The organism is Corynebacterium efficiens YS-314 (assembly GCF_000011305.1).
GTDB lineage: Bacteria > Actinomycetota > Actinomycetes > Mycobacteriales > Mycobacteriaceae > Corynebacterium > Corynebacterium efficiens.
In genome coordinates, this window is the sequence record NC_004369.1 from 658,717 (window position 1) to 682,904 (window position 24,188).

General features: G+C 64.1%; 21 protein-coding genes and 1 pseudogene. 10 read left to right on the top strand and 12 right to left on the bottom strand.

Translation table 11 applies throughout. The annotated features are described in order from the left end of the window. Positions 1-94 precede the first annotated feature (94 nt). The gene (locus CE_RS03240) at positions 95-1,300 is read left to right on the top strand and encodes an ATP-binding protein (RefSeq protein WP_006769702.1); all 1,206 of its coding nucleotides are present in this window, start codon (positions 95-97) and stop codon (positions 1,298-1,300) included. Here the strand turns inward: CE_RS03240 and CE_RS03245 are convergent. Together CE_RS03245 and CE_RS03250 are read right to left on the bottom strand one after the other, a co-directional pair. After that, positions 1,284-2,243: a UTP--glucose-1-phosphate uridylyltransferase gene (locus CE_RS03245; RefSeq protein WP_006769701.1), complete on the bottom strand. Its 960-nt coding sequence runs from the start codon at positions 2,241-2,243 to the stop codon at positions 1,284-1,286. The genes CE_RS03240 and CE_RS03245 overlap by 17 nt on opposite strands. 133 nt (positions 2,244-2,376) lie before the next feature. Next, positions 2,377-3,492 (bottom strand): hypothetical protein, encoded by a 1,116-nt coding sequence (locus tag CE_RS03250; RefSeq protein ID WP_006769699.1) that lies wholly within the window; start codon positions 3,490-3,492, stop codon positions 2,377-2,379. Positions 3,493-3,628: 136 nt separating this feature from the next. Between CE_RS03250 and CE_RS03255 the strand changes: the two genes are divergently transcribed. Then, positions 3,629-4,321 carry a response regulator gene (locus tag CE_RS03255; RefSeq protein WP_006769698.1) on the top strand — a complete coding sequence of 231 codons (693 nt, stop codon included), beginning with the start codon at positions 3,629-3,631 and terminating at the stop codon, positions 4,319-4,321. Beyond that, a complete protein-coding gene (locus CE_RS03260) occupies positions 4,321-4,629 on the top strand; it encodes a hypothetical protein (RefSeq protein WP_006769697.1) in 309 nt (102 codons plus the stop codon). The genes CE_RS03255 and CE_RS03260 overlap by 1 nt, the downstream gene beginning before the upstream one ends. 72 nt (positions 4,630-4,701) lie before the next feature. Here the strand turns inward: CE_RS03260 and CE_RS03265 are convergent, their stop codons facing one another. Beyond that, positions 4,702-5,145 carry a hypothetical protein gene (locus CE_RS03265; protein ID WP_006769696.1) on the bottom strand — a complete coding sequence of 148 codons (444 nt, stop codon included), beginning with the start codon at positions 5,143-5,145 and terminating at the stop codon, positions 4,702-4,704. A gap of 247 nt (positions 5,146-5,392) precedes the next feature. On the opposite strand from CE_RS03265, the gene CE_RS03270 reads away from it, so the two are divergent. The 3 genes and pseudogenes from CE_RS03270 to CE_RS15815 all read left to right on the top strand — a co-directional run bounded on the left by CE_RS03270 (position 5,393) and on the right by CE_RS15815 (position 9,404). Then, the gene (locus CE_RS03270) at positions 5,393-6,853 is read left to right on the top strand and encodes a hypothetical protein (RefSeq protein WP_006769695.1); all 1,461 of its coding nucleotides are present in this window, start codon (positions 5,393-5,395) and stop codon (positions 6,851-6,853) included. Between the two features lie 145 nt (positions 6,854-6,998). Beyond that, positions 6,999-7,763 (top strand): hypothetical protein, encoded by a 765-nt coding sequence (locus CE_RS03275; RefSeq protein ID WP_011075075.1) that lies wholly within the window; start codon positions 6,999-7,001, stop codon positions 7,761-7,763. Between the two features lie 16 nt (positions 7,764-7,779). Continuing rightward, positions 7,780-9,404, top strand: a pseudogene (locus CE_RS15815) (Y-family DNA polymerase). A 13-nt stretch (positions 9,405-9,417) separates the two neighbouring features. Here CE_RS15815 and CE_RS15195 read toward each other — a convergent pair. The 4 genes from CE_RS15195 to CE_RS03295 all read right to left on the bottom strand — a co-directional run bounded on the left by CE_RS15195 (position 9,418) and on the right by CE_RS03295 (position 13,061). Next, positions 9,418-10,056, bottom strand: a complete 639-nt coding sequence (locus CE_RS15195; protein WP_143758409.1) for an AMIN-like domain-containing (lipo)protein — start codon at positions 10,054-10,056, stop codon at positions 9,418-9,420. A 209-nt stretch (positions 10,057-10,265) separates the two neighbouring features. Continuing rightward, positions 10,266-10,943, bottom strand: coding sequence for a methionine ABC transporter permease (locus tag CE_RS03285; RefSeq protein WP_006769692.1), 678 nt, complete (start codon positions 10,941-10,943; stop codon positions 10,266-10,268). After that, on the bottom strand, positions 10,940-12,019 hold the full coding sequence (locus CE_RS03290) for a methionine ABC transporter ATP-binding protein (protein WP_011075077.1): 1,080 nt from the start codon (positions 12,017-12,019) through the stop codon (positions 10,940-10,942). The genes CE_RS03285 and CE_RS03290 overlap by 4 nt, the downstream gene beginning before the upstream one ends. 151 nt (positions 12,020-12,170) lie before the next feature. After that, on the bottom strand, positions 12,171-13,061 hold the full coding sequence (locus tag CE_RS03295) for a MetQ/NlpA family ABC transporter substrate-binding protein (protein ID WP_006769690.1): 891 nt from the start codon (positions 13,059-13,061) through the stop codon (positions 12,171-12,173). 172 nt (positions 13,062-13,233) lie between these two features. Here CE_RS03295 and CE_RS03300 point away from each other — a divergent pair, with 172 nt between their 5' ends. After that, positions 13,234-16,446 (top strand): error-prone DNA polymerase, encoded by a 3,213-nt coding sequence (locus CE_RS03300; protein WP_035109726.1) that lies wholly within the window; start codon positions 13,234-13,236, stop codon positions 16,444-16,446. A gap of 18 nt (positions 16,447-16,464) precedes the next feature. Here CE_RS03300 and CE_RS03305 read toward each other — a convergent pair whose 3' ends face one another. Further along, positions 16,465-17,061, bottom strand: coding sequence for a PadR family transcriptional regulator (locus CE_RS03305; protein ID WP_011075079.1), 597 nt, complete (start codon positions 17,059-17,061; stop codon positions 16,465-16,467). A gap of 241 nt (positions 17,062-17,302) precedes the next feature. On the opposite strand from CE_RS03305, the gene CE_RS03310 reads away from it, so the two are divergent. The 3 genes from CE_RS03310 to CE_RS03320 are packed head-to-tail and all read left to right on the top strand — an operon-like array spanning position 17,303 to position 20,861. Further along, positions 17,303-18,442 (top strand): Rieske 2Fe-2S domain-containing protein, encoded by a 1,140-nt coding sequence (locus tag CE_RS03310; protein WP_006769687.1) that lies wholly within the window; start codon positions 17,303-17,305, stop codon positions 18,440-18,442. After that, a complete protein-coding gene (locus CE_RS03315; protein ID WP_006769686.1) occupies positions 18,442-19,500 on the top strand; it encodes a PDR/VanB family oxidoreductase in 1,059 nt (352 codons plus the stop codon). The genes CE_RS03310 and CE_RS03315 overlap by 1 nt, the downstream gene beginning before the upstream one ends. 11 nt (positions 19,501-19,511) lie before the next feature. After that, positions 19,512-20,861 (top strand): MFS transporter, encoded by a 1,350-nt coding sequence (locus CE_RS03320; protein ID WP_006769685.1) that lies wholly within the window; start codon positions 19,512-19,514, stop codon positions 20,859-20,861. A 99-nt stretch (positions 20,862-20,960) separates the two neighbouring features. Here the strand turns inward: CE_RS03320 and CE_RS03325 are convergent, their stop codons facing one another. The 4 genes from CE_RS03325 to CE_RS03340 are packed head-to-tail and all read right to left on the bottom strand — an operon-like array spanning position 20,961 to position 24,188. After that, positions 20,961-21,821 (bottom strand): prenyltransferase, encoded by an 861-nt coding sequence (locus CE_RS03325; protein WP_006769684.1) that lies wholly within the window; start codon positions 21,819-21,821, stop codon positions 20,961-20,963. A 9-nt stretch (positions 21,822-21,830) separates the two neighbouring features. Then, positions 21,831-22,172: a lycopene cyclase domain-containing protein gene (locus tag CE_RS03330; protein WP_006769683.1), complete on the bottom strand. Its 342-nt coding sequence runs from the start codon at positions 22,170-22,172 to the stop codon at positions 21,831-21,833. Continuing rightward, positions 22,169-22,552 (bottom strand): lycopene cyclase domain-containing protein, encoded by a 384-nt coding sequence (locus tag CE_RS03335; RefSeq protein WP_006769682.1) that lies wholly within the window; start codon positions 22,550-22,552, stop codon positions 22,169-22,171. Before CE_RS03335 ends, CE_RS03330 begins: the two co-directional genes overlap by 4 nt. 19 nt (positions 22,553-22,571) lie before the next feature. Beyond that, positions 22,572-24,188 carry a phytoene desaturase gene (locus CE_RS03340; RefSeq protein WP_006769681.1) on the bottom strand — a complete coding sequence of 539 codons (1,617 nt, stop codon included), beginning with the start codon at positions 24,186-24,188 and terminating at the stop codon, positions 22,572-22,574.

Here is a 24,188-nt window from a genome sequence, read left to right on the forward strand (position 1 = left end):
ATCAGGGAAACCACATCGGGGGATGCCCTGAATTCGGGTGGATCAGGGTGTTCCCTGATGGTCGGGGATGAAGTGGACATGACAAGATCAGGGCATGAGTAACACACCCGTGCCGTACACCCCGCAGCCGGCGGGGCAGCAGTTGGCACCGCTGTATCCCAAGTTCACCCGCTCCCGTGAGGGGCGTGTGGTGGCGGGCGTGGCATCGGGTCTGGCGCAGCACCTGGGGGTGTCCCTGTTCTGGGTGCGGGCCCTCCTCATCATCTCCTCGCTCCTCAACGGTGTCGGCATCGCGGCATATGCTCTGGTGTGGATTTTCACCAGGATGGGCGATAAGGGGCGGGAGGGGGCGTCGCAAAGCACCCCACGTCCCGGACGGCTCACGTCCTGGTTGCTGGTTGCGCTCGCCCTCGCCGGCGCGGGCGTCTCGCTCACCCTGACCACCGGGTTCGGCTTGGCGACGTTCATCCCCGTCGCCGTCGTGGGCATCGGTGTGCTGATGGTGTGGATCGCCTACGACAGGGGACTGGAGTCCAGCACCAACATCTTCATCATCGCCACCGGCGGGGTGCTGGTGCTGTCGGCGATCGTGGTGGTGGTGATGAACTGGGACGGGCACGCGAACTTCTTCGCGGCCCTGGCCACGGTGATCCTCACGCTGCTGGGTGTCGCCGCCCTCGGGGTGCCCCTGTGGGTGCGGCTGTGGGACCAGCTGGGGCAGGAACGCGCGGAGAAGGCCGCGGCGGATGAACGTGCCGAGATCGCCTCCCGCCTGCACGATTCGGTGTTGCAGACCCTCGCGCTGATCCAGAAACGCGCCGATGACCCCGCCGAGGTGACCCGCCTGGCACGCGGTCAGGAACGCGAACTACGACAGTGGTTGTTTGATTCCCAGGACAAGACCCCGCAGACCACCGGCACCGTGTTCACCGCCCTGGAACGGGCCTGCGGTGAGGTGGAGGATCTCTACGGTCTGCGTATCGTGCCGGTGACCGTGGGCACCGATGAACCCCTCACCAATGAGACCCATGCCGCGGTGCTGGCCGCGCGGGAGGCTCTGGTGAATGTGGCCAAACACGCCGGTGTGGACACCGCTGATGTCTATGCCGAGATCCTGCTCGGCGAGCTCAGCATCTTCATCCGCGACCGCGGATGCGGTTTTGACCCGGATAACATCCCCAACGGCCACCACGGTCTGACGGAATCCGTACACGGCCGTGTGGAGCGCGCCGGGGGCACGGTGCGGATCAAATCCGAGATCGGGGAGGGCACCGAGGTCGCCATCACGATGACGATGTGAGCGGTTGCACCGAGGCGAGTGTCGCCGGGGCGAGTGCCGCCGCGGCGCGGGTGACGGCCTCCCGGATGGAGGCACCGTAGACGGGGTGTTCCATGCCGAGCTCCATGCAGGCGATGATGTAGCCACCCGGATTGCCCAGGTCATGACGCTGCCCCTCGTGGACAAGGATGTGTACCGGGTGGCCCTCCCGGATGAGCAGATCAATGGCGTCGGTCAACTGGATCTCCCCACCCTTGCCCGGGGTGGTGCGCCGCAGCGCATCGAAGATATGACGGTCGAAGACATAGCGGCCGGTGGCCACGAAGGTGGAGGGTGCCTTCTCCTGTGAGGGTTTCTCCACCATGCCCAGCACCTGCTTGACGCCGGGCTGGCCGGGGATGTCCGCGATGTCGAAGACACCGTATTTGGACACCTCCTCCAGGGGTACATCCATGGCACACAGTACCGTTCCACCGAACTGCTCCTGGACCCGGATCATCTGGGAGGTGACACCGATGGGCAGGACGAGATCGTCGGGGAGCATGACGGCGAAGATCTCTTCATTATCATCCAGGGCACCCTCCGCGAGGCTGACCGCATGCCCGAGGCCGAGGGGTTCCTCCTGGACCACACCCTGGACGGTGATGATCTCCACAGCCCGCGCAACCTTGGCAGCCTCCGCGGTTTTGCCCTTGGTTACCAGGTGGTCCCGCAGCTCGGTGAAGTCGCCGAAATGGGCGAGGATACCGTCCTTGGCGGGGGCGGTGATGACCGCCAGTCGCTGGGCGCCGGCCTCGGCGGCCTCCTCGGCAACCAGTTCAATGCCGGGGGTGTCCACCACCGGCAGCAGCTCCTTGGGCACTGTCTTGGTGGCCGGGAGGAAACGTGTCCCCAGGCCCGCCGCCGGAACGACAACGGTGCGCAAGGGGGTGCTGTGTGCGGAATCAGTATGTGCTGTGACCATCAGTTGATCGTAGGCACGTCGCGGGTGGACCGCCCGGTGAAACCGTGGGAATGTGGCCGGTAGCAGATGTCATCAACCAATTTCAGGGGTATGCCGGAGAGTATTACCAGCACCCTGACGCCGGGGGTCATCCTCAGAAGACACCGGGCACGGCGGTCACACCGAGCAGACCGGCGCTGATCCCCAGCGTGGCCAGAATCGCGATGATGATGGCCACAACCGGGTTGGACCCGGAACTGGACTCTGCGCTGGACCCCGGACTGGATACAGAGTTAGGTTCTGCCACCGTGATGGAAGTGGAATCGGTGTGGCGTGCATCCTGGCTGAGGAAGGTGATGGTGGTTTTTCCCAGCGCAAGCGCGGTGATGGTGGTGTCCCCCGTGGCACCCGAGGTGGTGGCCACGCTGTTATCACCGGATGACAGCGTTCCGGGCAGATCAAACCCATCGCCGTTGTGCATGATCACATCGGTGGATTCACCCGGCGCCAGCCGGGAGCGGTAGGGCATGAGGGAGAAATCCCGGAGGATGTCGTTCTCCGGTATTGCGAGGCTGAGCACCGTGGCACCGTCGGCCAATGGCTGGGTGGAGGAGGGGACGGGGGAGTGGTGGGTGACATAGAAGCGGTCCACCGCCCCCACGCCCACGTATGAATTCCGGGGATTGAGGATGTTGTAGAGATGGCCCGAGTCGGAATTGGCCATACCGTTGGACCGCCGCAGGTGGCGCTCCTCCCCGTAGGTCAGCGCCTCCAGACAGCGCTGCAGAGTGATGTGTCCCTGGCAGAGGTTCTCGGCGTAGGACCGCACGCCACCGGGCAGGGTGGCGGTGAATGCACCGGTATTGTTGGCGCGGTCGTGGCTGATGCGCCCGGAGTATTTCTCCTCCACGGCGCGTTGCACCGCGATCCGCTCCATGTCACCACTCCAGAGCAGGTCATGGACATACTGATCCCGGGTGAGCCCCCGCGCGGTGACCGCCTCACGCAGCGGTCGGCCGTCGAAAGGCACGTTGTTGTCGTACATGGTGGCGCGCACCTGACGCAGATAGGGCAGGGAGATCTCCCGGATCTCCGACTGGGAGAGCTCGACGGTGGTGATCACCTCCACCCCCGGGCCCAGGGCAACGTCGAGGCTTTTCGACGGCGCTACCACCGGCGCGACCACCGGCGCCGCCTCCACCGGAATGGCGGAAACTGCGGCCACCGCGATGGGAGCGGTGAGGATGAGGAGTGGTGATCTGATATTCACGGGCGCAATACTATCCCGGGTGGAACCAGGACAGAGAATGGGAGCGAAAGTGCTAACCCAATGTGGGTGGGGGATTGTCGGTGAGGCCCTCGGCCTTCGATCTCCCCGGACCCCCGATAGCGGTAACCTATGAGGCATGGTTCAAGTGTTTCTGGTTGATGACCACTCGGTGTTCCGATCGGGCGTGAAGGCTGAGCTGGGTTCGGCGGTGGAGATCGTGGGCGAGGCCGGCACCGTGGCCGATGCCGTCACCGGCATCACCCAGACGCGTCCCGACGTCGTGCTTCTCGACGTCCACATGCCCGACGGTGGCGGCCTCGCCGTGATCCGCAGGGTTCTCGAGGCCGGCGTGGAGACCATCTTCCTCGCCCTGAGTGTCTCCGATGCCGCCGAGGATGTCATCGCCATCATCCGCGCCGGGGCACGCGGGTATGTCACCAAATCCATCTCCGGCGAGGAACTGGTGGAGGCCATCAACCGGGTGAACTCGGGCGACGCCTTCTTCTCCCCACGCCTGGCCGGGTTTGTCCTGGATGCCTTCGCCGCCCCTGATTCCCGTGCGGGCGCGGGCATCGTCGATGCGCCGGAGAAGGATGCCGCTGTTGAGAAGGGTGCTGTGATTGATGATCCGATCGTGGATGCGCTGACCCGCCGTGAGCTGGAGGTGCTGCGACTGCTGGCCCGCGGTTACACCTATAAGGAGATCGGCAAGGAGCTGTTCATCTCCGTGAAGACGGTGGAAACCCACGCCTCGAACATCCTGCGTAAGACCCAGCAGTCCAACCGCCATGCCCTCACCCGCTGGGCCCATTCAAGGGATCTCGACTGATGGCCCGTAATCGCGGGGGATCCACCCCGGCCGGTGCCGGGTCGAATGACAACTTCGACCAGAAGGCCGCCAAATTCACCTTCCAACCCACCCGCACCCTGCTGTTCAGCATCATCTTCACCGCCCTGGTGATGTGGCAGTCGGGTTTCTCCCTGTGGTGGGCCCTGCCCATCTGGTTCATCGTGTGGGCCTTTTTCATCCTCGGCCACAGTTTCTACAACTGGGCCAACCTCAAACTCATCGAGATGGGCCGCCGGAACAAACAGATCCTGGACGAACAGGAAAAAGACCGCAAACGGAAGCGGTAGCGAAAAAACACCGCCCGGAGATGCCACTGTTCACGTGGTTCTCTCAGGCGGTGTCGCGTGGGCGGGGTCGGATCAGGTATCCCGGTCGGGCTTCTCGACGAACGCCAACGCCCGGCTGCCATCCACATGAGGAAAGGTGAGAAACATCCACCCGGACACCAGCACCCACACCAGGATGCTCACCCACAGAGCGGATCCACCGAGCAACGGGGCCAGCATCAGGGCGAGCCAGGTGAGAAACAGGGGCATGATCTGCCCCACGGTGGGCACCATGGCCACACCGTGCTGGGCCCGGTACCGCTTCATCTCACCGCGGTAGGGATGTCCCAGGGTGATGAGGAACGCCGCGGCCAGGCAGGCTGCCATGATGCCGACCTGCACGCCAGTGGAGAGATCCGTGGTGAGCGCGGCCACCGCACCGCCCACCAACACCGATGCACTGATCCGCACGATGGGTGGGGTCGGGATCGGGGTGATGTGTGATCGCATCTGGCTGTAGCTGCTCATGGGGTCCATGATGATTCAGCCTAATCGACGGGATGGAAATTACCCTCACCGGGGAAATGACAGGAATTGCCGCCATTGGCGGAGTTTCTTCCCAGCTGTTGAGGTTGCTCGGGTGGGGGTAATCCATGTGGGTGGAAAAGTGCATTCTGGAAAGTATCCGGTAATTTATATCTAGATTGTCAAGGGCCTGTGCATATGCTGCAGGCCACCTGTTCGCCATTAACCTTCTAAGGTTAGAGTCTGTTTTGAGGATTAGATGTCTAAAACGAAGTTGATTGCCAGGCTTACCTCGGTTGCTATTTTTGCCACCTCCCTTGCGGTGGTCCCTGCCGCGAGCGCGGTGCAGCTCCACAGCGAGGAGCGCTCCGGGCGTCCCATCTGTGTGGCTACGCTGTCGGATCGGGAGACGCAGGTTTCCAAGGATTTCTTCCAGACCCTGATTAACGAGCACCTCGCACTCGAGGGTAAGCTCCGGGCGTTGTTTCCGGAATTGAAGGCCCAGTTCGAGGATGTGGATCGTCGACAGGCTGAGGGGGAATCGTTCATCTTCCCGGGTTATCCCGAACCGCTCCGATCTGCCATAGACAATGCAGGGTTCGGTTATGACGAGCGGTCTCTTTTCTTCTTCACCAACTCACGTGATCACGTGCAGTATCAGGATTATGCGGAAAACGGATATTCGGTAGAGGTTGAGATCGCTCCCAACTGGACCAGAGCGGAGTTTGAAAGCTACCCCTTCGGTTCTGCTCCGGTGATTCCCGCCGGTGCGGATTGGGGAGCTCAGCAGTTCAGTTACGCCATCACTGCCCAGAGTGAGGTCAATGAGTACAGCATCAGTAAGTTGGAATACTCGGTGCCCAGCGCCGCATTGCGACCGATCATCAATCCACACAAGGTGCGTGTGGAATCCATCCGTAGCGAATTTAAGGAATCTTGGAATTACTATGAGCTGGACAGGGCTGCCACTGCATGCGTGAATTCCTACCAGTCAGGTGATTTTCCAGCACCGGAGTCTGTGCCCACCACGACCTATGCCCCCACGGTCACGGTCACAGCAGCCCCCTCCACCGTGACGGAAACGCCTGAACCAACCACCGTGACGGTCGAGCCGTCGACCGTTGTGGTTGAGCCGTCACCGATCACGACCACTGCCGCTACGGAGACCGTGACCGTGACTCCAGCACCGGTCACCTCCACCGCGCCGGTTGAAACCGTTGTGGAGACCCCGGCCCCGGCAACGTCAACAGCGGCCACTAAGACGGTAACCGTGACCCCCGCGCCGGTCACCACCACCAAGGCGCGGGAGACGGTGACGGTCACACCGGAGCCAACCACTTCCACCGCCGCGCCGGAGACTGTTGTGGAGACCCCGGCACCGGTGACCTCAACGGCAGCCACGGGAACCACCACTGTGACCCCGGCACCCGTGACCACCACCAGGGCGAAGGAAACCGTGACCATCACCCCGGCTCCGGCGACATCCACCGCCACGAAACCGACCGTGACCGTGACCGCTGAGCCGACCACTGTCACCACCACTCCCACCGTGACTGTTACCGCAGATCCTGTGGAGGTCACCGAATCCGACGATGCTCCTGAGAAGAAAGAGTCCGAGGGGATGGGCATGCTGCCAATCATCATTGCGATCCTCGCGGCGCTCGGCGGTATCGCTGGGTTTATTCTCAACAGCCCCGCGATTCTGCAGGGCCTGATCTAGTCCCACGGTCCCGGATCAGCACAACCCGGTTGGTTCATCATGCGAGAGCTGATGTTCCAGCCGGGTTTGTCATTGCGCCTGCTTGTGCCGCCCCTCCCGGTTCAACCGGTTGCATCGGTGTAATCCGTCGTGTTAACTGGATTTCATGAATGGAACACATGTTCTAGGAATGGGGGGGGATGGTCCGGTGTCGCCCCTCCCGGATCTCGCCGGGATGGGCAGATCGGAGCGCATCCACGCGTTGCGTTCCCGCATGTCCGCGATGGGTGCAGCCGTTCCACAACTGCGGGAGGGGCATGCTCCTCAGCCAGAAACGCCGCCGACACAGGAGGATGTTCTCCCAGCTCCGGAGGTGTTATCCCGGTTCCTGCCCGGGGAGGGGTTTCCGCGTCGGGCGGTGACGCTGTTCCCTGATCAGCCACTGCTGGTGGTTGAACTTCTTGCCCATGTTACCGCCCGGGGTGGATACGCCGCGATGATCGGGTGGCGGGAGTTCGCCTATGCCGGGGTGGTCGAATCCGGAGGTGTGTGCGAGAACATCATCGTCATCCCCGACCCCGGCCCCCAGCCGCTCAACGTCGCCGCGGTGTTGTGCGAGGGACTTGATCTGGTGGTTTACCACGGCACGGAGGCCACGCTCTCACCCACCCGCGCCCGGCCGCTGCTGGGCAAACTCCGCCGGGGGACCGCCGCCCTGATCATGGTGGGCACCGGTGTGCCATCACCAGCGGTGACGGTGGATGCACGGACCACCGATTATCTGGGTATCGGACCTGGTCAGGGCCGCATCCGGGGTGTAGAGATGCATATCAGCATCACCGCTCGCGGCCATGCCCCGGCGGGTGGGACGGTGGTGCTCGGGGAGCGTGGGTGCCACTGTGGACACCACCGTGGGCTCCGGGTGGTGTGAGGCCATCATGCGCATCATGGCACTGTGGTTCCCCGACTGGCCGGTGCAGGCGGTGCGCTTGAACAGGGATGATCCCGCGCCCGCGGATGATCCCCTGGCCATTGCCGAGCACCACCGGATCCGGGCGTGTGGGCTTGCCGCACGCCGGCGCGGGGTGCGCCGCGGGATGAAGGTGCGCCAGGCCCGGGCGGTCTGTCCGGACCTGGAGGTGATCGACGCCGACCCCGAACGCGATGCCCGCATGTTCGAGGGCGTCATCGCCTCCCTCGGTGAGGTCGCCTCCAGCGTCGAGGTGCTCCGCCCCGGGCTGGTCATCATCGCTGCCGACGCCGCCGCCCGCTATCACGGTTCGGAGGAGGTCGCCGCCCAGCTGCTTATCGACGCCGCCTCCCGCACCGGTGTCGATATCATCGCCGGGGTTGCCGACGAGGTCACCACGGCGGTGATTGCCACCCGCGTGGTCGGGGGCGGGGTGGTGCGGTCCGGCGCGTCGACAAGCTTTTTGGCACAGCAACCACTCGGGGTGCTGGTGGCAGAGGAGGCCCTGGGATGTGATGGGCAGGTGGTGCAGGCATTGCAGGATCTGGGAATCACCACGCTGGGGGAACTCGCCGCGCTTCCGGTGGGGTCGGTGGCGACCCGTTTCGGGCAGGCCGGTCTGCGCTGCCACGCCATCGCCACCGCCAGACATGGACGCCGTGTTGCCCCGCCGATTGATGGGGCGAACTGGGAGGTCTCCCACATATCGGAGGAGCCGATCACCCGCGTGGACGCGGCGGCGTTCCGGGCGCGCGCCCTGGCGGTGCAGCTGCATGCGCGGCTGGCCGAGGCCGGTGTGGTCTGCCAGGTGCTGCGGGTCACCGCCGATTTCACCGATGGCACCACCAGCAGCAGGGTGTGGCGGACCAGCGAACCACTGACGGAAGGCGCCACGGCGGACCGGGTGCGCTGGCAGCTGGATGGTTGGCTGACCGCGCGCGGTGTGGTGGAGGAGACCGATGGTGGGATCACCGCCCTGTGGCTGACCCCGCTGGAATGCGTCCCCCCGGAGATGGCCAGCGAGGGGTTGTGGGATACCGGCACCAGCCACCGGGCGGTGGCGCGACAGGTGGTTGAACGTGTGCAGTCCACCCTGGGCATCACCGCGGTTCTCCAACCGGTACCCGCCGGTGGTCGGGGAGTGGCCGAGCGCATCATCCTGGTGCCCTTCGGTGAGCAACCCGATCCGGTGCGCAGGCCCGGCGGTGAGTGGCTGGGCCGGTTGCCCACCCCGCTGCCGGCGCGCCTGGGCGGTGGGATCAACCATCCGGCGGCCCAGGTGGTGCTGATCAGCGCCTCGGGCACACGGGTCACAGTGACCGCCGAGGTGCGGCTGACCGACTCACCCTATGCTCTGGGCTGGGGGCCACGCCGGTATCTGGTGACCGGGTGGGCGGGACCGTGGCCGGTGGATGACCGCTGGTGGGACAGCTCCGGGCAGCGATACGCCCGCCTCCAGGTGGTGGGGCGGGCGGTGTCCGGGGCAGGGACCACAGGGGCGCTAGGGGCGCTGGGGGCTATGGGGGCCGAGCCCGAGTCTGACCCCCGGGCGTGGCTGCTGATCTGGCTGAAGGCAGGTGGCGGATTGAGGCGATCTATTAACGCCCCGAGGGGGTTACTGGGCGAGGATGTCCACGACCAGACGGTGGGGATCCTGCAGCACGGTCACGGAGTAGGGGCGTTTGCCGTCCAGGCCGATGACGAACTGGGAACGACCCTCGAAGGTGCCCGCGCTGATGACCTCGGTGACCAGGTTGCCAGCACCCTTCACCGTGCCGATCTGGGGATCCTCCATGCCCAGATCAAAGGGGTAGACGGTGCCGTCGATGTTGACGTTCAGTGCGGTGGAACCCTCGTAACTGATCGGATTTCCGCTGCCCTGCTGGCTGGGGGAGTCGGTGTAGTCCATGAACCAGCCGGGCTCGCCCTCGCCGGTGAGATCGAAGACAACCCGGTCGAAACCGGCATGGGAACCGATGCGCACATCGGTGACCATGAGCTGGGCAGGGGCGTCAGGGCGCAGGGTCTTCATGCTTGCATCCGCGGAACCGAGCGGGACGGGCCCGGAGGTCGCATTACCGGGGGAGGTGACATTTTCCCCATCGGCGGTGGCGGCCATGGTCTGCGCAGGGGTGCCACCGGCCTCGGTGTTCTCGGTGCCACAGGCGGTGAGCATGAGGGCACCGAGACTGAGAACCGCCAGGCTGGCCATTTTCAGACGGGTAGGGGCGATGAAGGGACGCTGCACAATCATTCTCCCACCGTAACCCCAGGGGTCATGTTATGCCTAAGCAGGTCAGGGGGTTTCGGAGGATTGTGAACGAATTGTTGTAAAGCGGATAAATCGTTGATTATCCACCCCGGGTGGGGTATCCGGGGAACAGAACAGGGGCGCACCCCTGTATGGATGCGCCCCTGCTGATGTGACGGGGAATGATCCCGAACCCGGATCAGACGGAGTGACTACCGTCGCATGATCTTCTTCGACAGCCAGTTGCCCAGCAGCTGGGCCGCCTGGACGATGATGACGATGACCAGGACGGCCACGTACATCACCTCATTGTCGAAGGCACGGTAACCGTAGACGATGGCGAAGTCACCCAGACCGCCACCACCGATGTAACCGACCATGGCGGACATATCCACGATGGCGATGAAGATGAAGGTGTAACCCAGAACCAGGGGTCCGAGGGCCTCGGGGATGATCACCGTGCGGATGATCGTCCACGGGCCGGCACCCATGGAACGGGCCGCCTCGATGACACCGGGATCGATGGTGACCAGGTTCTGCTCCACGATGCGGGCGACGGAGAACATCGCGGCCACCACCATCACGAAGATGCCTGCATCGCGGCCGATCGAGGTGCCCATCACCGCGATGGTCAGGGGTTTCATCGCCACGATCAGGATGATGAAGGGGATGGGGCGGACAAAATTGACCAGCACATTCAGTACTGAATAGACCACCTTGTTCTGCAGGATGCCGCCGGCGCGGGTGGTGTAGAGCAGCAGGCCCACCGCCAGTCCCAGCAGGCCGGAGACCACCATGGTGATGGACACCATGATGAGGGTGTCCAGGATGGCATCACGGAAGGTGCCGCCCAGGCGGTCCCAGTCGGCGGCCATGATCATCTGGTTCATCGGGTGATCTCCTTGATGGTCGTGGTGCGGGTCAGCGAGCGGTGGAACTCCTCGATCGCCGCCGGGTTACCGGTCAGTCGGACGGTGATCTTGCCGAAGGACTGCCGCTGCAGGGTGGTCACACCGCCGTGGACCACATTGATGGAGACACCGTTGTCGGCGGCGATGGCGGAGGCCGCGAAGAAGCCGGAGTCCTCGGTCAGGTCGATGGTGAACAACCGGCCCTCGTGGAAGAGCAGGTCCTCCTCCTCAACCATGTCGGGGGTGTTGCGCAGGGCGGTGGCCACGAAACGCTGGGCCACGGTGGTCTGCGGGTTGGAGAACACCTCATAGACGCTGCCGTATTCCACGACGCGACCGGCCTCCATGACAGCGACCTTGTCCGCGATGGAGCGGACCACCTCCATCTCATGGGTGATCACCACGATGGTGATGCCCAGTTCCTTGTTCACCTTCCGCAGCAGGGCGAGGACCTCCTGGGTGGTCTCGGGGTCGAGGGCGGAGGTCGCTTCGTCGGCAAGCAGCAGTGACGGGTTGGTGGCGAGCGCGCGGGCGATGCCGACGCGCTGTTTCTGACCGCCGGAGAGCTGCTCGGGGTAGTTTCTGCCCTTATCGGACAGGCCGACGAAGTCGAGCATCTCCCGCACGCGTGCCTTGCGCTGTGCCTTGTCCATCTTCGCCAGTTCCAGCGGGTATTCGACATTGCCCGCCGCGGTGCGGGACTGGAAGAGGTTGAACTGCTGGAAGATCATGCCGATGCGGCTGCGTAGTTTGCGCATCTTCGCCTCGGGCATGCCGACGATGTCGGTGCCGTCGAGCAGCAGGGCACCGGAGGTGGGGGTGTCCAGGCCGTTGATCATGCGGACCAGGGTGGATTTACCGGCACCGGAATATCCGATGATGCCGATGACCTCACCGGGTTCGACGGTGAGGCTGACATCGTCGAGGGCGACGGTCTCGGTATTTTTATTGTTGGTGAATACCTTGGTCACTCCACGGAATTCAACGCGTGTACCGGGGTGGTGGTCGCGCTGATGGCTTCCGTCAGGCGCCGGGGTGGACGCGGGTGTAGACACAGCGGTGTCCTCATTTCATGAGGTGGATCGGGGGAAATTACAGAAGAGCTGTTACAGAGGAACAGGAGGACAGTTTAACGCCCCGTTGGGGCAGAAGCGACGTTGGTGGGACGTCGACAAGCTCTCAACGGGGCGTTAAAAGTAAGCTGAATTACTCGTCGGCGGCCTCGAGGCGGTCGAGGATGGCCTGCAGCTCATCGGCCGGGCGGTTCACGGCCACAGAGGTGCCCTTGGAATCGCGGTCGACGGCAGCCTGGACATCAGCGTCGTGCCACAGTTCGACCAGACGGGCGATGTTCTCATCATCGGCATCCTCGGCCTTGGTGACGAAGACGTTGATGTACGGCTCGGCCTCCTCGGAATTCGGATCATCCTCGAAGACGGCCAGGTTCGGGTCGATGCCGGCGCGGTCCAGGAAGGAGTTGTTGATGATGGCCGGGGTGCCCTCATGGTACGCGGTCGGGGCCTGGGCGGCATCCACCGGGAGGACGGAGACCTTGGAGGCCTCCTCGTCAATGTCGGCCGGGGTCGGGGTGATCATGCCCGGGGTCTTCAGGGTGACCAGGTCAGCCTGGACGAGGACGTTGATGGCGCGGCCCTGGTTGGACTCATCATTGGGGATGGCGACCTGCTCGCCTTCGATGCCGTCGATGGAGTCGTGGTCCTTCCAGAACAGTGCCAGGGGGACGATCTCGGAGGAACCGACCGGGGTGAGGTCCTCGCCGGAGCCGACGTTGTAGGCGGCCAGGAACTTCAGGTGCTGGAAGAGGTTCACGTCCAGCTGATCCTGCGCCAGGGCGTCATTCGGGGTGGAGTAGTCGGAGAAGTTGACCACGTCGAGGGTGATGCCCTCCTCGGCGGCCTTCTCCTCGAAGACGGTCCAGGCTTCCTTGGCGGCATCGGTGGTGCCGATGCGGATGGTGGCGCCGTCGCCGTCCTGGGTGGTGGTGCTGGTGCCGTCGGAGTCGGAACCGCAGGCCACCAGGGCAGTGGCGGCGAACAGGCCCGCGATGGCGGTGGTGGTGATACGACCAAGCTTCATGTATTCGACATCCCTTTTGTCTTGAGGTGGGTGGGCGGTGAATCGATGTCTAGGACACTAGCATTCTAGACCGGATTCTGTACAGCTCGGTCTAGTTCGGTCGGTGCGGCGGCGAGGCGGAAGGGGTGGGGTAGGGATGGAAAGAATGTTCTAATCCGGTAATTTGGTGGGCATGGAATGGGATACCGGTGCGCGGGGGCTGACCGGTCGACCGCTGCCCTGGTCGATGGTCGAGGGGATCCTCTCCGGGCGCGAGGTGGGCACCCCGCGGCCGGTGCTGCACGAGGCGGAACCTGAGTGCTTGTCGACGCCCCGACCAGGTCCCGGCTCGACGGAGGTGCCGGGGGAACGACGGGGGAGTCGGCAGGGGGAGCGGTCGGGGGAGATCCCCTTCGTGGAGCTGCACGCCACCAGCAGTTACAACTTCCTGGCCGGTGCCTCCGATCCGGGGGAGATGGTGGACCGGGCTCATGAACTGGGCCTTTCCGCGCTGGCACTGGTGGACCGCGATGGCCTCTATGGCGCGGTCCGCTTCGCCGAGGCGGCGGCGGAGGTGGGTCTGGCTACGGTGTTCGGTGCGGAGCTTTCACTGCGGGAAGGGGTTCTGACCGTGCTGTGCAGGGGTGTGGAGGGATACCGCAGGCTCAGTCACCTCATCACCGGTGCCGCCATGTCCGCCGGGGAGAAGGGCAGTGTGGACTACCCGCTGCTCCCGCAGGTCGCCGAGCAGGGGGCTGGTCACTGGGTTGTGCTGGCGGGGGTGGAATGGCAGAAGAAGATCGATCACCTGATCGAGTGTTTCGGGCGCGATAATGTGGTGCTGGAATTCCCCGCCCGGATGCTGCCGGAGGACACCGACCACCATGATATTCTTCGCTCCATCCAGACACGGACGGGCCTGCGGGGCATCCTCAGCACCATGCCCACGGCCGCCACCCGGGACCACGTGCGACTGGCCGGGGCCAAATGCGCACTCGCCCTGCGCGCCAACCTCGCCGAGGCGGAAAGCAGCCTGCACCCCATGGGTGGGACCTGGCTGCGCAGCGGTGGGGCACTGGCCCGTGCCTACCCGCAGTGTGGGGACCTGCTGGCCACCACCGTGGAGATCGCCTCCGGGTGCGCCTTCACCTTCGACCTGGTGGCCCCCGAGTTGCCCCGGTGGGACACCCCGGACGGACACACCGAGATGACCTGGCTGACCCACCTGGTGGAGTCACGTTTCGACCGTCGCTACCGTTCCCGCCCGGCGGAGGTGCGAGAGCGGGCCCGGGCGCAGATCCGCCATGAACTGGGGGTCATTGAACAGCTCGGATTCCCCGGATACTTCCTCATCGTCGATGACCTGGTGCAGTTCTGTCACAACGCCACCATTCTCTGCCAGGGCAGGGGGTCGGCGGCGAACTCCGCGGTGTGTTTCGTCCTCGGCATCACCAACGCGGAACCGATCACCGCGGGACTGTTGTTTGAGCGCTTCCTCTCCCGGGATAGGGATGGCCCGCCGGACATCGACATCGACATCGAATCCGGCCGGCGTGAGGAGGTCATCCAGTATGTCTACACCCGGTATGGCCGGGACAATGCCGCCCAGGTGGCCAATGTGATCACCTACCGCACCAAGGGGGCGCTGCGTGATGCCGCCCGCGCACTCGGTTACCCCCAGGGTACCGTCGATGCCTGGTCCAGGGGCGCCTCCGAACCACCGGCGGATGTTGTGGAACTGGCCGGGCAGCTCAAGGGACAACCCCGCCACCTGGGCATCCACTCCGGGGGCATGGTCATCTGCGACCGCCCCATCGCCGATGTGGTTCCCACGGAATGGGCACGCATGGAGGGCCGGTCCGTGGTGCAGTGGGACAAGGACGACTGCGCTGCGGCCGGCCTGGTGAAATTCGACCTGCTCGGCCTGGGCATGCTGGAGGCCCTGCACCACATGATGGACCTGGTGGCCCACCACCGTGGCATCACGGTCAACCTCTGGGAACTCGACCTCGCCGATGCGGGCGTTTATGACATGTTGTGCCGCGCCGACGCCGTGGGGGTGTTCCAGGTGGAGTCCCGTGCCCAGATGTCCACCCTGCCGCGCCTGAAACCGCGGACCTTCTTCGACCTGGTGGTGGAGGTCGCCCTCATCCGTCCCGGCCCCATCCAGGGCGGGTCCGTCCACCCCTACCTGCGCCGACGCAGCGGCGAGGAGGCCGTCACCTATGACCACCCGGTCCTGGAGAAATCCCTGGGCAAGACCCTCGGCATCCCACTGTTCCAGGAACAGATCATGCAGATCGCTGTCGATGCCGCCGGGTTCACCGGCGGGGAGGCGGATGCTTTACGACGCGCCATGGGCTCCAAACGTTCCCCCACCCGCATGGCGGCGTTACGGTCGCGTTTCTACCAGGGCCTTGCCGACACCCACGGGATCATCGGGGATACCGCCGACAAACTGTGGAACAAGATGGTGGCCTTCGCCGCCTACGGCTTCCCGGAATCCCACTCGCAGTCCTTCGCCACCCTGGTGTACTTCTCCGCATGGTTCAAACACCACTACCCGGCCGAATTCTGCGCAGGTCTGCTGCGTGCTCAGCCGATGGGGTTCTACTCCCCGCAGTCCCTCATCGCCGATGCCCGCCGCCACGGGGTGGAGATCCTGCCCATCAGCATCAACGAGTCCGGCGTGCAGGCCGACGCCCCCGACGGTCACCTCCGCCTCGGCCTGGACCTGGTGAAGGGCCTGGGGGAGGAGGCCGCCCGTCGCATCGCGGAGCATGCCCCGTACACCTCCATTCCGGACCTGTCACGCCGGGCTGACCTGGGCGTGGCCCACATCGAGGCACTCGCCCGCGCCGGGGCACTGGACTGCCTGGGGGTTGGTCGTCGAGAAGCGTTGTGGCAGGCGGGCATCGCCGCCACCGAACGCCCCGGGATGCTGCCCGGGATCTCCGCGATCGAGGCACCGGCGCTGCCCGGGATGAGTGCCTTCGAGTTGATGGCCACGAGCATTGCGGCCACCGGGGTCACCCACGACGCCCAACCCATGGCCCTGCTGCGTGCCCACCTGGATGCCCTGGGTGTCGTGCCTGCGGACAGGCTGCTCACCGATGTGGCGGACGGCACCCGCGTCCGGATCGCCGGGGTGGTCACCCACCGTCAACGCCCCCAGACCGCCTCCGGGGTGACCTTCCTCGGTCTGGAGGATGAGACCGGCCTGATGAACGTCATGGTCTCGCCCGGACTGTGGGACCGGCAACGGGTGCTGGCACGCACCGCGAAAACGCTGATCATCCGCGGGATTGTGCAGAATGCCACCGGGGCGGTGAACGTGGTGGCGGACAAATTGGAGCCCCTGCCGGTCGGGGAGTGGCTCAGCAGGGGCTCAAGGGATTTCCGGTAGAGGTTCGGGGCCCTGGCCCTACACACCCCCGGTGTCGTCGAGTTCCTCCAACAGTTCCAGTCCGCGTTGCGCCCAGCGGATCTCCGCCTCGGCCTGGATGACACGACCCTCGTAGGCGAACCGTTTGAAGGCGATGGTTTTCGCGTGGTCCTCCTCCGGCAGGTTCTGTAGGCGCCGGGTGAGCGTCGGGCTGGTTCCGGAGTCGATGCGGTTGATCTCATCCAGTGCCTGGGCGCGTTGGTACTCAAAGTGGGAGATGTGTTCCCGCAGGTTGTGCCGTGCCGCCTCAGGGGAGCCCATCTCGAAATAGGCGGCCTTGAGGCGGGCGGGGTCACGGTCCGGGGTGTAGGTCATGGGCTCCTCCTGCCAGGAGGTCAGGGCATCCAGGCCAGCATCATTGACCGAGTACTCCGTTTTGGTCACCCCCTTGGTTCCCCAGGGGATCTCACGGGTGGCCAGCAGGCCCTCGCGCTCCATCTTCCGCAGCTCGGGATAGATCTGGGAATTCGGGGCGTGCCAGAGAAAACCCACGGACGAGGCGAATCGCTTCGCCACGTCGTAGCCGGTCATGGGGCCGGACGATAACAGTGCCAAAAGTGCATTCCTGAGACTCACGCTTCTTTTGTACCCTGTGTCCTCTCCGTCTCATGCCCATCGGGTGTAGGTGTCCTCGCCCTGAGCTGGGCTGTCAAAAATGTGCGGGGGTGATACTCGCAAGTTTTACCCTCTTTTCTATTGCCGTAGCGCACATGCTGGCCTAAATTGTGACTCACAACACCAACTATCTATGAGTTTAGATAGTTCTCTAGATAGTCACTCCAGCCGCCTGACATTTCCCCAGAAAGCAGAAGCACCGATGACCACCACTTCAGCCGCCAGCTCCACCGCCAGCTCGACCACTACCGCCAAGATCCTCCCGCATCCACTCAATGCCTGGTATGTCGCAGCCTGGGACCATGAGGTCACCTCCAAGGGCATCATCTCGCGGACCATCGCCAATAAACCACTGGCGCTCTACCGCACCCAGGATGGCCGCGCCGTGGCCCTGGCCGATGCCTGCTGGCACCGCCTGGCCCCACTGTCCAAGGGCAAACTGACCGGCCGGGATGGCATCCAGTGCCCCTACCACGGACTGGTCTACAACTCCGCGGGTCGCTGCATGTCCATGCCGGCGCAGGAAACCCTCAACCCCTCCGCCGCCGTCGCCTCCTTCCCGGTCGTCGAACAGTACCGCTACATCTGGGTGTGGTTGGGCGATCCCACCCTGGCCGATCCCACCACCGTCCCGGATATGCACCAGATGACCCACCCCGAGTGGACCGGTGACGGCAAGACCATCGCCGCCGCCTGCAACTACCAGCTGGTGCTGGACAACCTCATGGATCTGACCCACGAGGAATTCGTCCACTCGTCCTCCATCGGCCAGGATGAGCTCAGCGAGGCGGACTTTGAGGTCACCCACACCGAGGATTCCGTCACGGTGTCCCGCTGGATGCGCGACATCGATCCACCACCGTTCTGGCAGAAGAACATGAATGACAAATTCCCCGGCTATGAGGGCAAGGTGGACCGCTGGCAGATCATCCACTACTACTACCCATCCACCATCTGCATTGATGTCGGCGTGGCCAAGGCCGGTACCGGCGCTCCGGAGGGGGACCGCAGCCAGGGTGTCAACGGTTATGTCATGAACACCATCACCCCGGAGACCGACCGGTCCTCCCACTACTTCTGGTCCTTCCAGCGCAACTACCGCCTGGACAGCCAGCTGATCACCACGCAGCTGCGCGACGGCGTGCACGGTGTATTCGGGGAGGATGAGGAGATGCTCACCGCCCAGCAGGAGGCGATCGACGCCAACCCCGACTACGAGTTCTACAACCTCAATATCGACGCCGGTGGCATGTGGGTTCGCCGCATCCTGGAAAAGGCCCTGGAGGCGGAGAACCGCCTGCACATCCCCACCACATCCGCACCGGTCAGGAAGGAGTCCTAATGGACACCGGCAGCGCAACCAACCTGTTGTGGCAGAACGCCGAGGTCATCGCCACCACCGAGATCGCCGACCGCATCCGCCGCATCACCCTCCGCCCGGAGCACCCACACAAGGTGCGACCCGGTGAGCACCTCAAGGTGAAGGTGGACATCAACGGACAGCAGACGGAACGATCCTATTCCATCGTGGATGCCGACCCGGAGGGCGCCGAGGTCTCCCTCACGGTCTTCCACACCCCGAATTCCAGGGGCGGATCCACCTTCATGCACAGCCTGGTCCCCGGCCAGCGCATCACGGTGACGGGACCACAACAGGATTTCCCACTCCGCATCGGAGCACCGCGGTACGTCCTGGTTGCTGGCGGTATCGGCATCACCGCCATCCGCGGGATGGCCGGTCTGCTCCGCAGGCTGGGTGCGGACTACACCATCCACTACGCCGCCCGGTCACCGGAGGCGATGGCCTACCGCGAGGAACTGATCGCCGAACACGGTGACCGACTGCATCTCTATCTTGATTCCGAGTCCGTCACCCTGGACATCCCCGCACTCATCGACACCATCGACTCCGGTACAGAACTGTATATGTGTGGTCCGATCCGCCTCATGGATGCGATCCGTCGTGCCTGGCGGGAGCGGGAACTCGACCCCACGAACCTGCGTTTCGAGACCTTCGGCAACAGCGGATGGTTCCTGCCCGAGAGCTTCCGGGTCACCATCCCACGATTGGGGGTCTCCACCGAGATCAGCGAGAATGAATCCATCCTCGAGGCCCTGGAGAAGATCGGGGTGGAGATGATGTCCGACTGCCGACGCGGCGAATGCGGACTCTGCCAGGTCAAGGTGTTGGATAGAGAGGGCCAGATCGATCATCGTGATGTGTTCTTCTCCGACAGGCAGAAGAAGGCCTCCGAGAAACTCTGTGCCTGTGTATCCCGGGTGGCATCCACCTCCGCTGCCCCGGTACCCGGAAATTCCCTGACTGAACTGATCACCCCGGACAATGATTCCACCGCCCCGGGTGGGCGGAATATCCACCTGACAATTGACGTGCCCTGAAAGGCAAGAACATGGATATCAGAAAAACTATCGACACCACCCCGATGAGTGGTTTCCAGTGGTACATCGTCGGGTTGGCCACCTTCCTCAACGCACTTGACGGGTACGACGTCCTCGCCATGGCCTTCACCGCCAACGCTGTATCGGAGGAGTTCGGACTCAACGGCAGTCAGCTCGGACTCCTCCTCAGCGCAGGGCTGGTCGGCATGGCACTGGGGTCGCTGATCCTCGGCCCGTTCGCAGATAAACTGGGGCGCCGCCGCATCCTGATCGTCTCACTGCTCATCAACCTGGCAGGTCTGGCGCTATCAGCCACCGCCGGTTCCTCGACGGAATTGGCGATCTGGCGGGTGGTCACCGGCATCGGCATCGGTGGCATCCTGGCCACGGTCACGGTGATCACCAGTGAATACTCGAACAACAAGAACCGCGGCATGGCGGTGAGCATCTACACCGCCGGGTATGGACTGGGTGCGACACTGGGAGGCCTGTTGGCGGCCCGTCTCATCCCGGAATTCGGGTGGCGCTCAGTCTTCCTCGCGGGTGCTGCAGCCACCCTGGTCAGCGTCATCCTCGTCGTGGTGAGCATTCCCGAATCCGTTGATTACCTGCGGGTGAAGCGCCCCGCGGGTGCGGAGGAGAAGGCCCTGCAGATCGCCCGACGCATCGGCAAGCCCGACACCATTGGTCTGGGCACCGTCAATCCCGCCGATTCCGCCCAGGCGAAGCTATCCGACCTGCTCTCGGGCCCGTTCAAGGTGACCACCCTCAAATTGTGGGCAGCGTTCTTCTTCATCATGTTCGGGTTCTACTTCGCCAACTCCTGGACCCCCAAACTGCTGGTGGAATCGGGCATGACGGAGAACCAGGGCATCATCGGTGGTCTCGCACTGACCCTGGGTGGCACATTCGGTTCCCTGATCTACGGTGTGATCACCACCCGCTTCAACTCCCGGCACACCCTCATGGTGTTCACGGTGCTGTCGGCACTGACCCTGGTGGTTTTCATCACCACCACCTCCATCCCGATGCTCGCCTTCGGCAGCGGTGTCCTGGTGGGCATGCTCATCAACGGTTGCGTGGCCGGTCTGTACACCGTCACCCCGGCGTCCTACCCCTCTGCTCTCCGGACCACCGGAGTGGGCTGGGGCATCGGAGTGGGTCGCTTCGGAGCCATCTTCGCCCCCATCACCGTCGGAGCGCTTCTCGACGCCGGATGGACCCCGCCCTACCTCTACGGAGCGGTTGCGGTGGTCGTGGTCCTGGCAGCGGTGGCGCTCATCGGAATCCGCCCCTACCTGGGCACCGAGCAGAAAATCGCGGTGACACCCGCACAGAACGAAGCTGTCCCCACCCCCTGACACCCCACAATAAAGCCCACCTGCTGAGGGACTCCTTCAGCAGGTGGGCTTTCCCTGAGCCCGTAACCGTGAGCGGGATCGGGGCGTCGACAAGCTCCCCTACACGAGGTAGACGCTGATCAGGGTCATGGACACCACCGCGCCGACCAGGTAGTTCAACCAGAGGAAGACCTTCCAGCCACGGTTGGCGCTTTCGCAGGTGTCATCGGTGATGTTCCAGAAACGACCGGAGTTGAGCACATAGGTCAACGCGGCGGTGCCGACGATCCACGCGGGTGAGGGCAGCAGGAACACCAGGGCGGCGGCGGCGAGGTAGAGCATCGTGGCCAGTCGTGCGGCGCCGCGGGCACCCATGGCGGTGGCGATGGAGGATAGGCCGGCCTCGCGGTCGGCACGCACATCCTGCACCGCCCCGAGGATCTGGCTGGCCATGCCCCACAGGAAGAACGACCCCAGGGCGAGCCACATCGCGGTGGAGATATCGGCACCCGTGATGGTCGCACCGACCAGCGCCGGGGAGGTGAAGTGGGTGGAGGAGGTGATCGCGTCCAGCAGCGGACGTTCCTTGAACCGCAGGCCCGCCGCGGAATAGGCGATGACCGCGAACACCGAGATGGTCAACCACAGTGTGGACATCCAGGTGCCGGCGACGTAGAGCACCACCAGGAAGGGGATGGTGGTGATCGACGACGCCCACAGCAGCGTGGGGTGGTATCTCTTCGGCACCACAGCGCCCTCGACACCACCCTTGCGGGGGTTGCGGATATCCGATTCATAGTCGAAGACATCATTGATCCCGTACATCGCGATGTTGTAGGGGATGAGGAAGAAGATCACACCCACCCAGAACAGCCAGTCCATACTGCCACCCCCGAGGAGGTAGGCCAGGCCGTAGGGGAAGGCGGTGTTGACCCAGCTGATGGGGCGGGAGGAGGAGAACACCACACGGATCGTGTCCATCACAATGAGTTATGCCCTTTCAGCGTCAGAAGATGTGTCCGCGGTGGTGGTGTTCCTGCGCCACAGTTTGCCCGGCAACCAGATCGCGGGGATCAGCAGGGCAGCGAACAGCGGATAGAAGAGGTCCTCGATCGGGATGAGGCCGATCCAGATGCCTAAGTGCTGGGTGTCGCCGTAACCGAAGAAATCGGCCCACACCATGATGTTGTCGAAGATGATCGTCAACACGAACAGGATGAGGGTGGTCAGCAGGGTGACCCAGGTGATTTGCCTGGTGCCGTTGGCCCGTTTGAGCACGAAGGCCACGAGTGCGAACACCAGGAAGGGGATGCTCATGAGGACATAGGTCATGGCTGGGCCTCCCCGGTGGTTGCGCCGGTATTGGCGGGCTGGGTGGTGGCCCCCCGCTGCTCAGGCAGCGGGGTTTTCAACACCAGGCTGACCGCGGAGGTCAGATTCAGGGTGAGGTAGCACAGGAAGAACAGGAAGAACAGCTCCTCAATCGGCATGTGGGGAGCTAAGTCGATGCCCGTCATATAGGGGGAATCACCACGGTAGAAGGTGCCGGTGACAATGCCGAGCACATCCCACAGCAGGAATCCGACATAGGTGACACCGATCGCCAGGGCGGCACGGGGTGCGTTGCGGAAGAAGCCGAGCTTCCACCGGTGGTCACACAACACCATGCAGCCGATGAAGACGATCAGCGAACCCAGATAGATGAAGGACATCAGGAAATCAGTCACGTATTTACCCTACTGATCTGGCAGCATTGGGCACCGGCTCCGGAAGGGGACCGGGTGTGGTGTCGGCGTGGAGTCGCTTGAGGATATTCTCCGCGGAAATCAGGCACATGGGGATGCCCACACCCGGCACGGTGGTCGCACCGGCGTAGAAGAGGGTGTCGATCTTGCGTGACTTGTTGCGTCCGCGCAGGAACGCGGACTGCGCCAGGGTGTGCGCCGGGCCCAGCGCACTGCCGAGCCAGGAGTGGTAGCGGCGCTCGAAGTCGGCCGGGCCGAGGGTCCGCTTGACGACGATCCGCTCCCGCAGGTCCTCAATCCCGGCCTGGGCTGCGATCTGGTCGATGGCATGTTCGGCGATGGCCTCCACCGCGGCGGAGGCCTCCGGCAGGTAGGCATCCCCGTGACCGATGCTGCTGGTGGCCTTGGTGGGCACGAGGATGAACAGGTTCTCATGCCCCTCCGGTGCCACACCGTCCTCGGAGGCGGATGGCATGGAGACGTAGATCGACTCGGAGGCATTGGAGGGACGGGTGGCCTGCGGGCCGTCGAACACCACGGCGAAGTCATCGGTCCAGTCCTCGCTGAAAAACAGATTGTGGTGGTCCAGCTGCTCCAACTTGCCCTCCACACCCAGGTAGACCAGCACAGCACCGATGCCGGGGTTGCGGGTGGACCAGTAGCGCTCCGGGTAGGTGCGCAGCTTCTTCGGCAGGAGGTTGTTCTCGGTGTGGTGGAGATCGCCCGCGGAGATCACGATGTCCGCCGGGATCTTCTCCAGCTCACCGTCGTGCAGGACACTGACATCGGTGGTGATGGTCTTGCCACCGACCTTGGTGGTGTTGATGGAGATGGCCTCGGTGGACAGACGGAAGTTCACCCCGTGCTCGGTGGCCAGCTTGTGCAGCGCGGTGACCACCGCCGTGAACCCGCCGATCGGGTATTTCACACCCTGCACCAGGTCGGTGTGGCTCATCAGGTGGTACATCGAGGGGGTGCCCTCGGGGCGTGAGGACAGGAACACCGCCGGGTAGGTGAGGATCTGCCGCAGGATGGGGTTCTCGAACTGGCTGTTGACATAGGACTCCAGTGAACGGGTCAGCAGGGAGGCCAGGCGGCCGGCACGGCTGAGCACATCCTTATGCAGCAGGGGGCCGAGTTCGGAGAAGGTGTTGTAAAGGAAACGGTCGATGGCGATGTTGTAGGCATCCTCCGCCCCGTCGAGATAGGTGAGCAGTTTCTCCCCGGCGCCCGGCTCGATGGACTCGAACAGCGCAGCGGCCTCCTCACGACCGGTGGGCACATCCACCGTGGTCGTATCCCCGGAGAACACCCGGTAACCCGGGGTCAGGTCCACCAGGTCCAGGTGGTCCTCGGTCTTCGTGCCGAACAGGGCGAAGAAGTGGTCGAAGGCCTCGGGCATGAGATACCAGGACGGCCCGGTGTCCCAGCGGAAACCGTCGAAACCGTCGATCTCGAGGGAGCCGGCGCGGCCACCCACATCGGCATTCTTCTCCACAACGGTGACATCCCAGCCATCGCGGGCCAGGAGGGCGGCGGTGGCAAGTCCTGCCACGCCGGCACCGATGACTACTGCTGAACCAACCCTGTTGTTTCCGGTCAT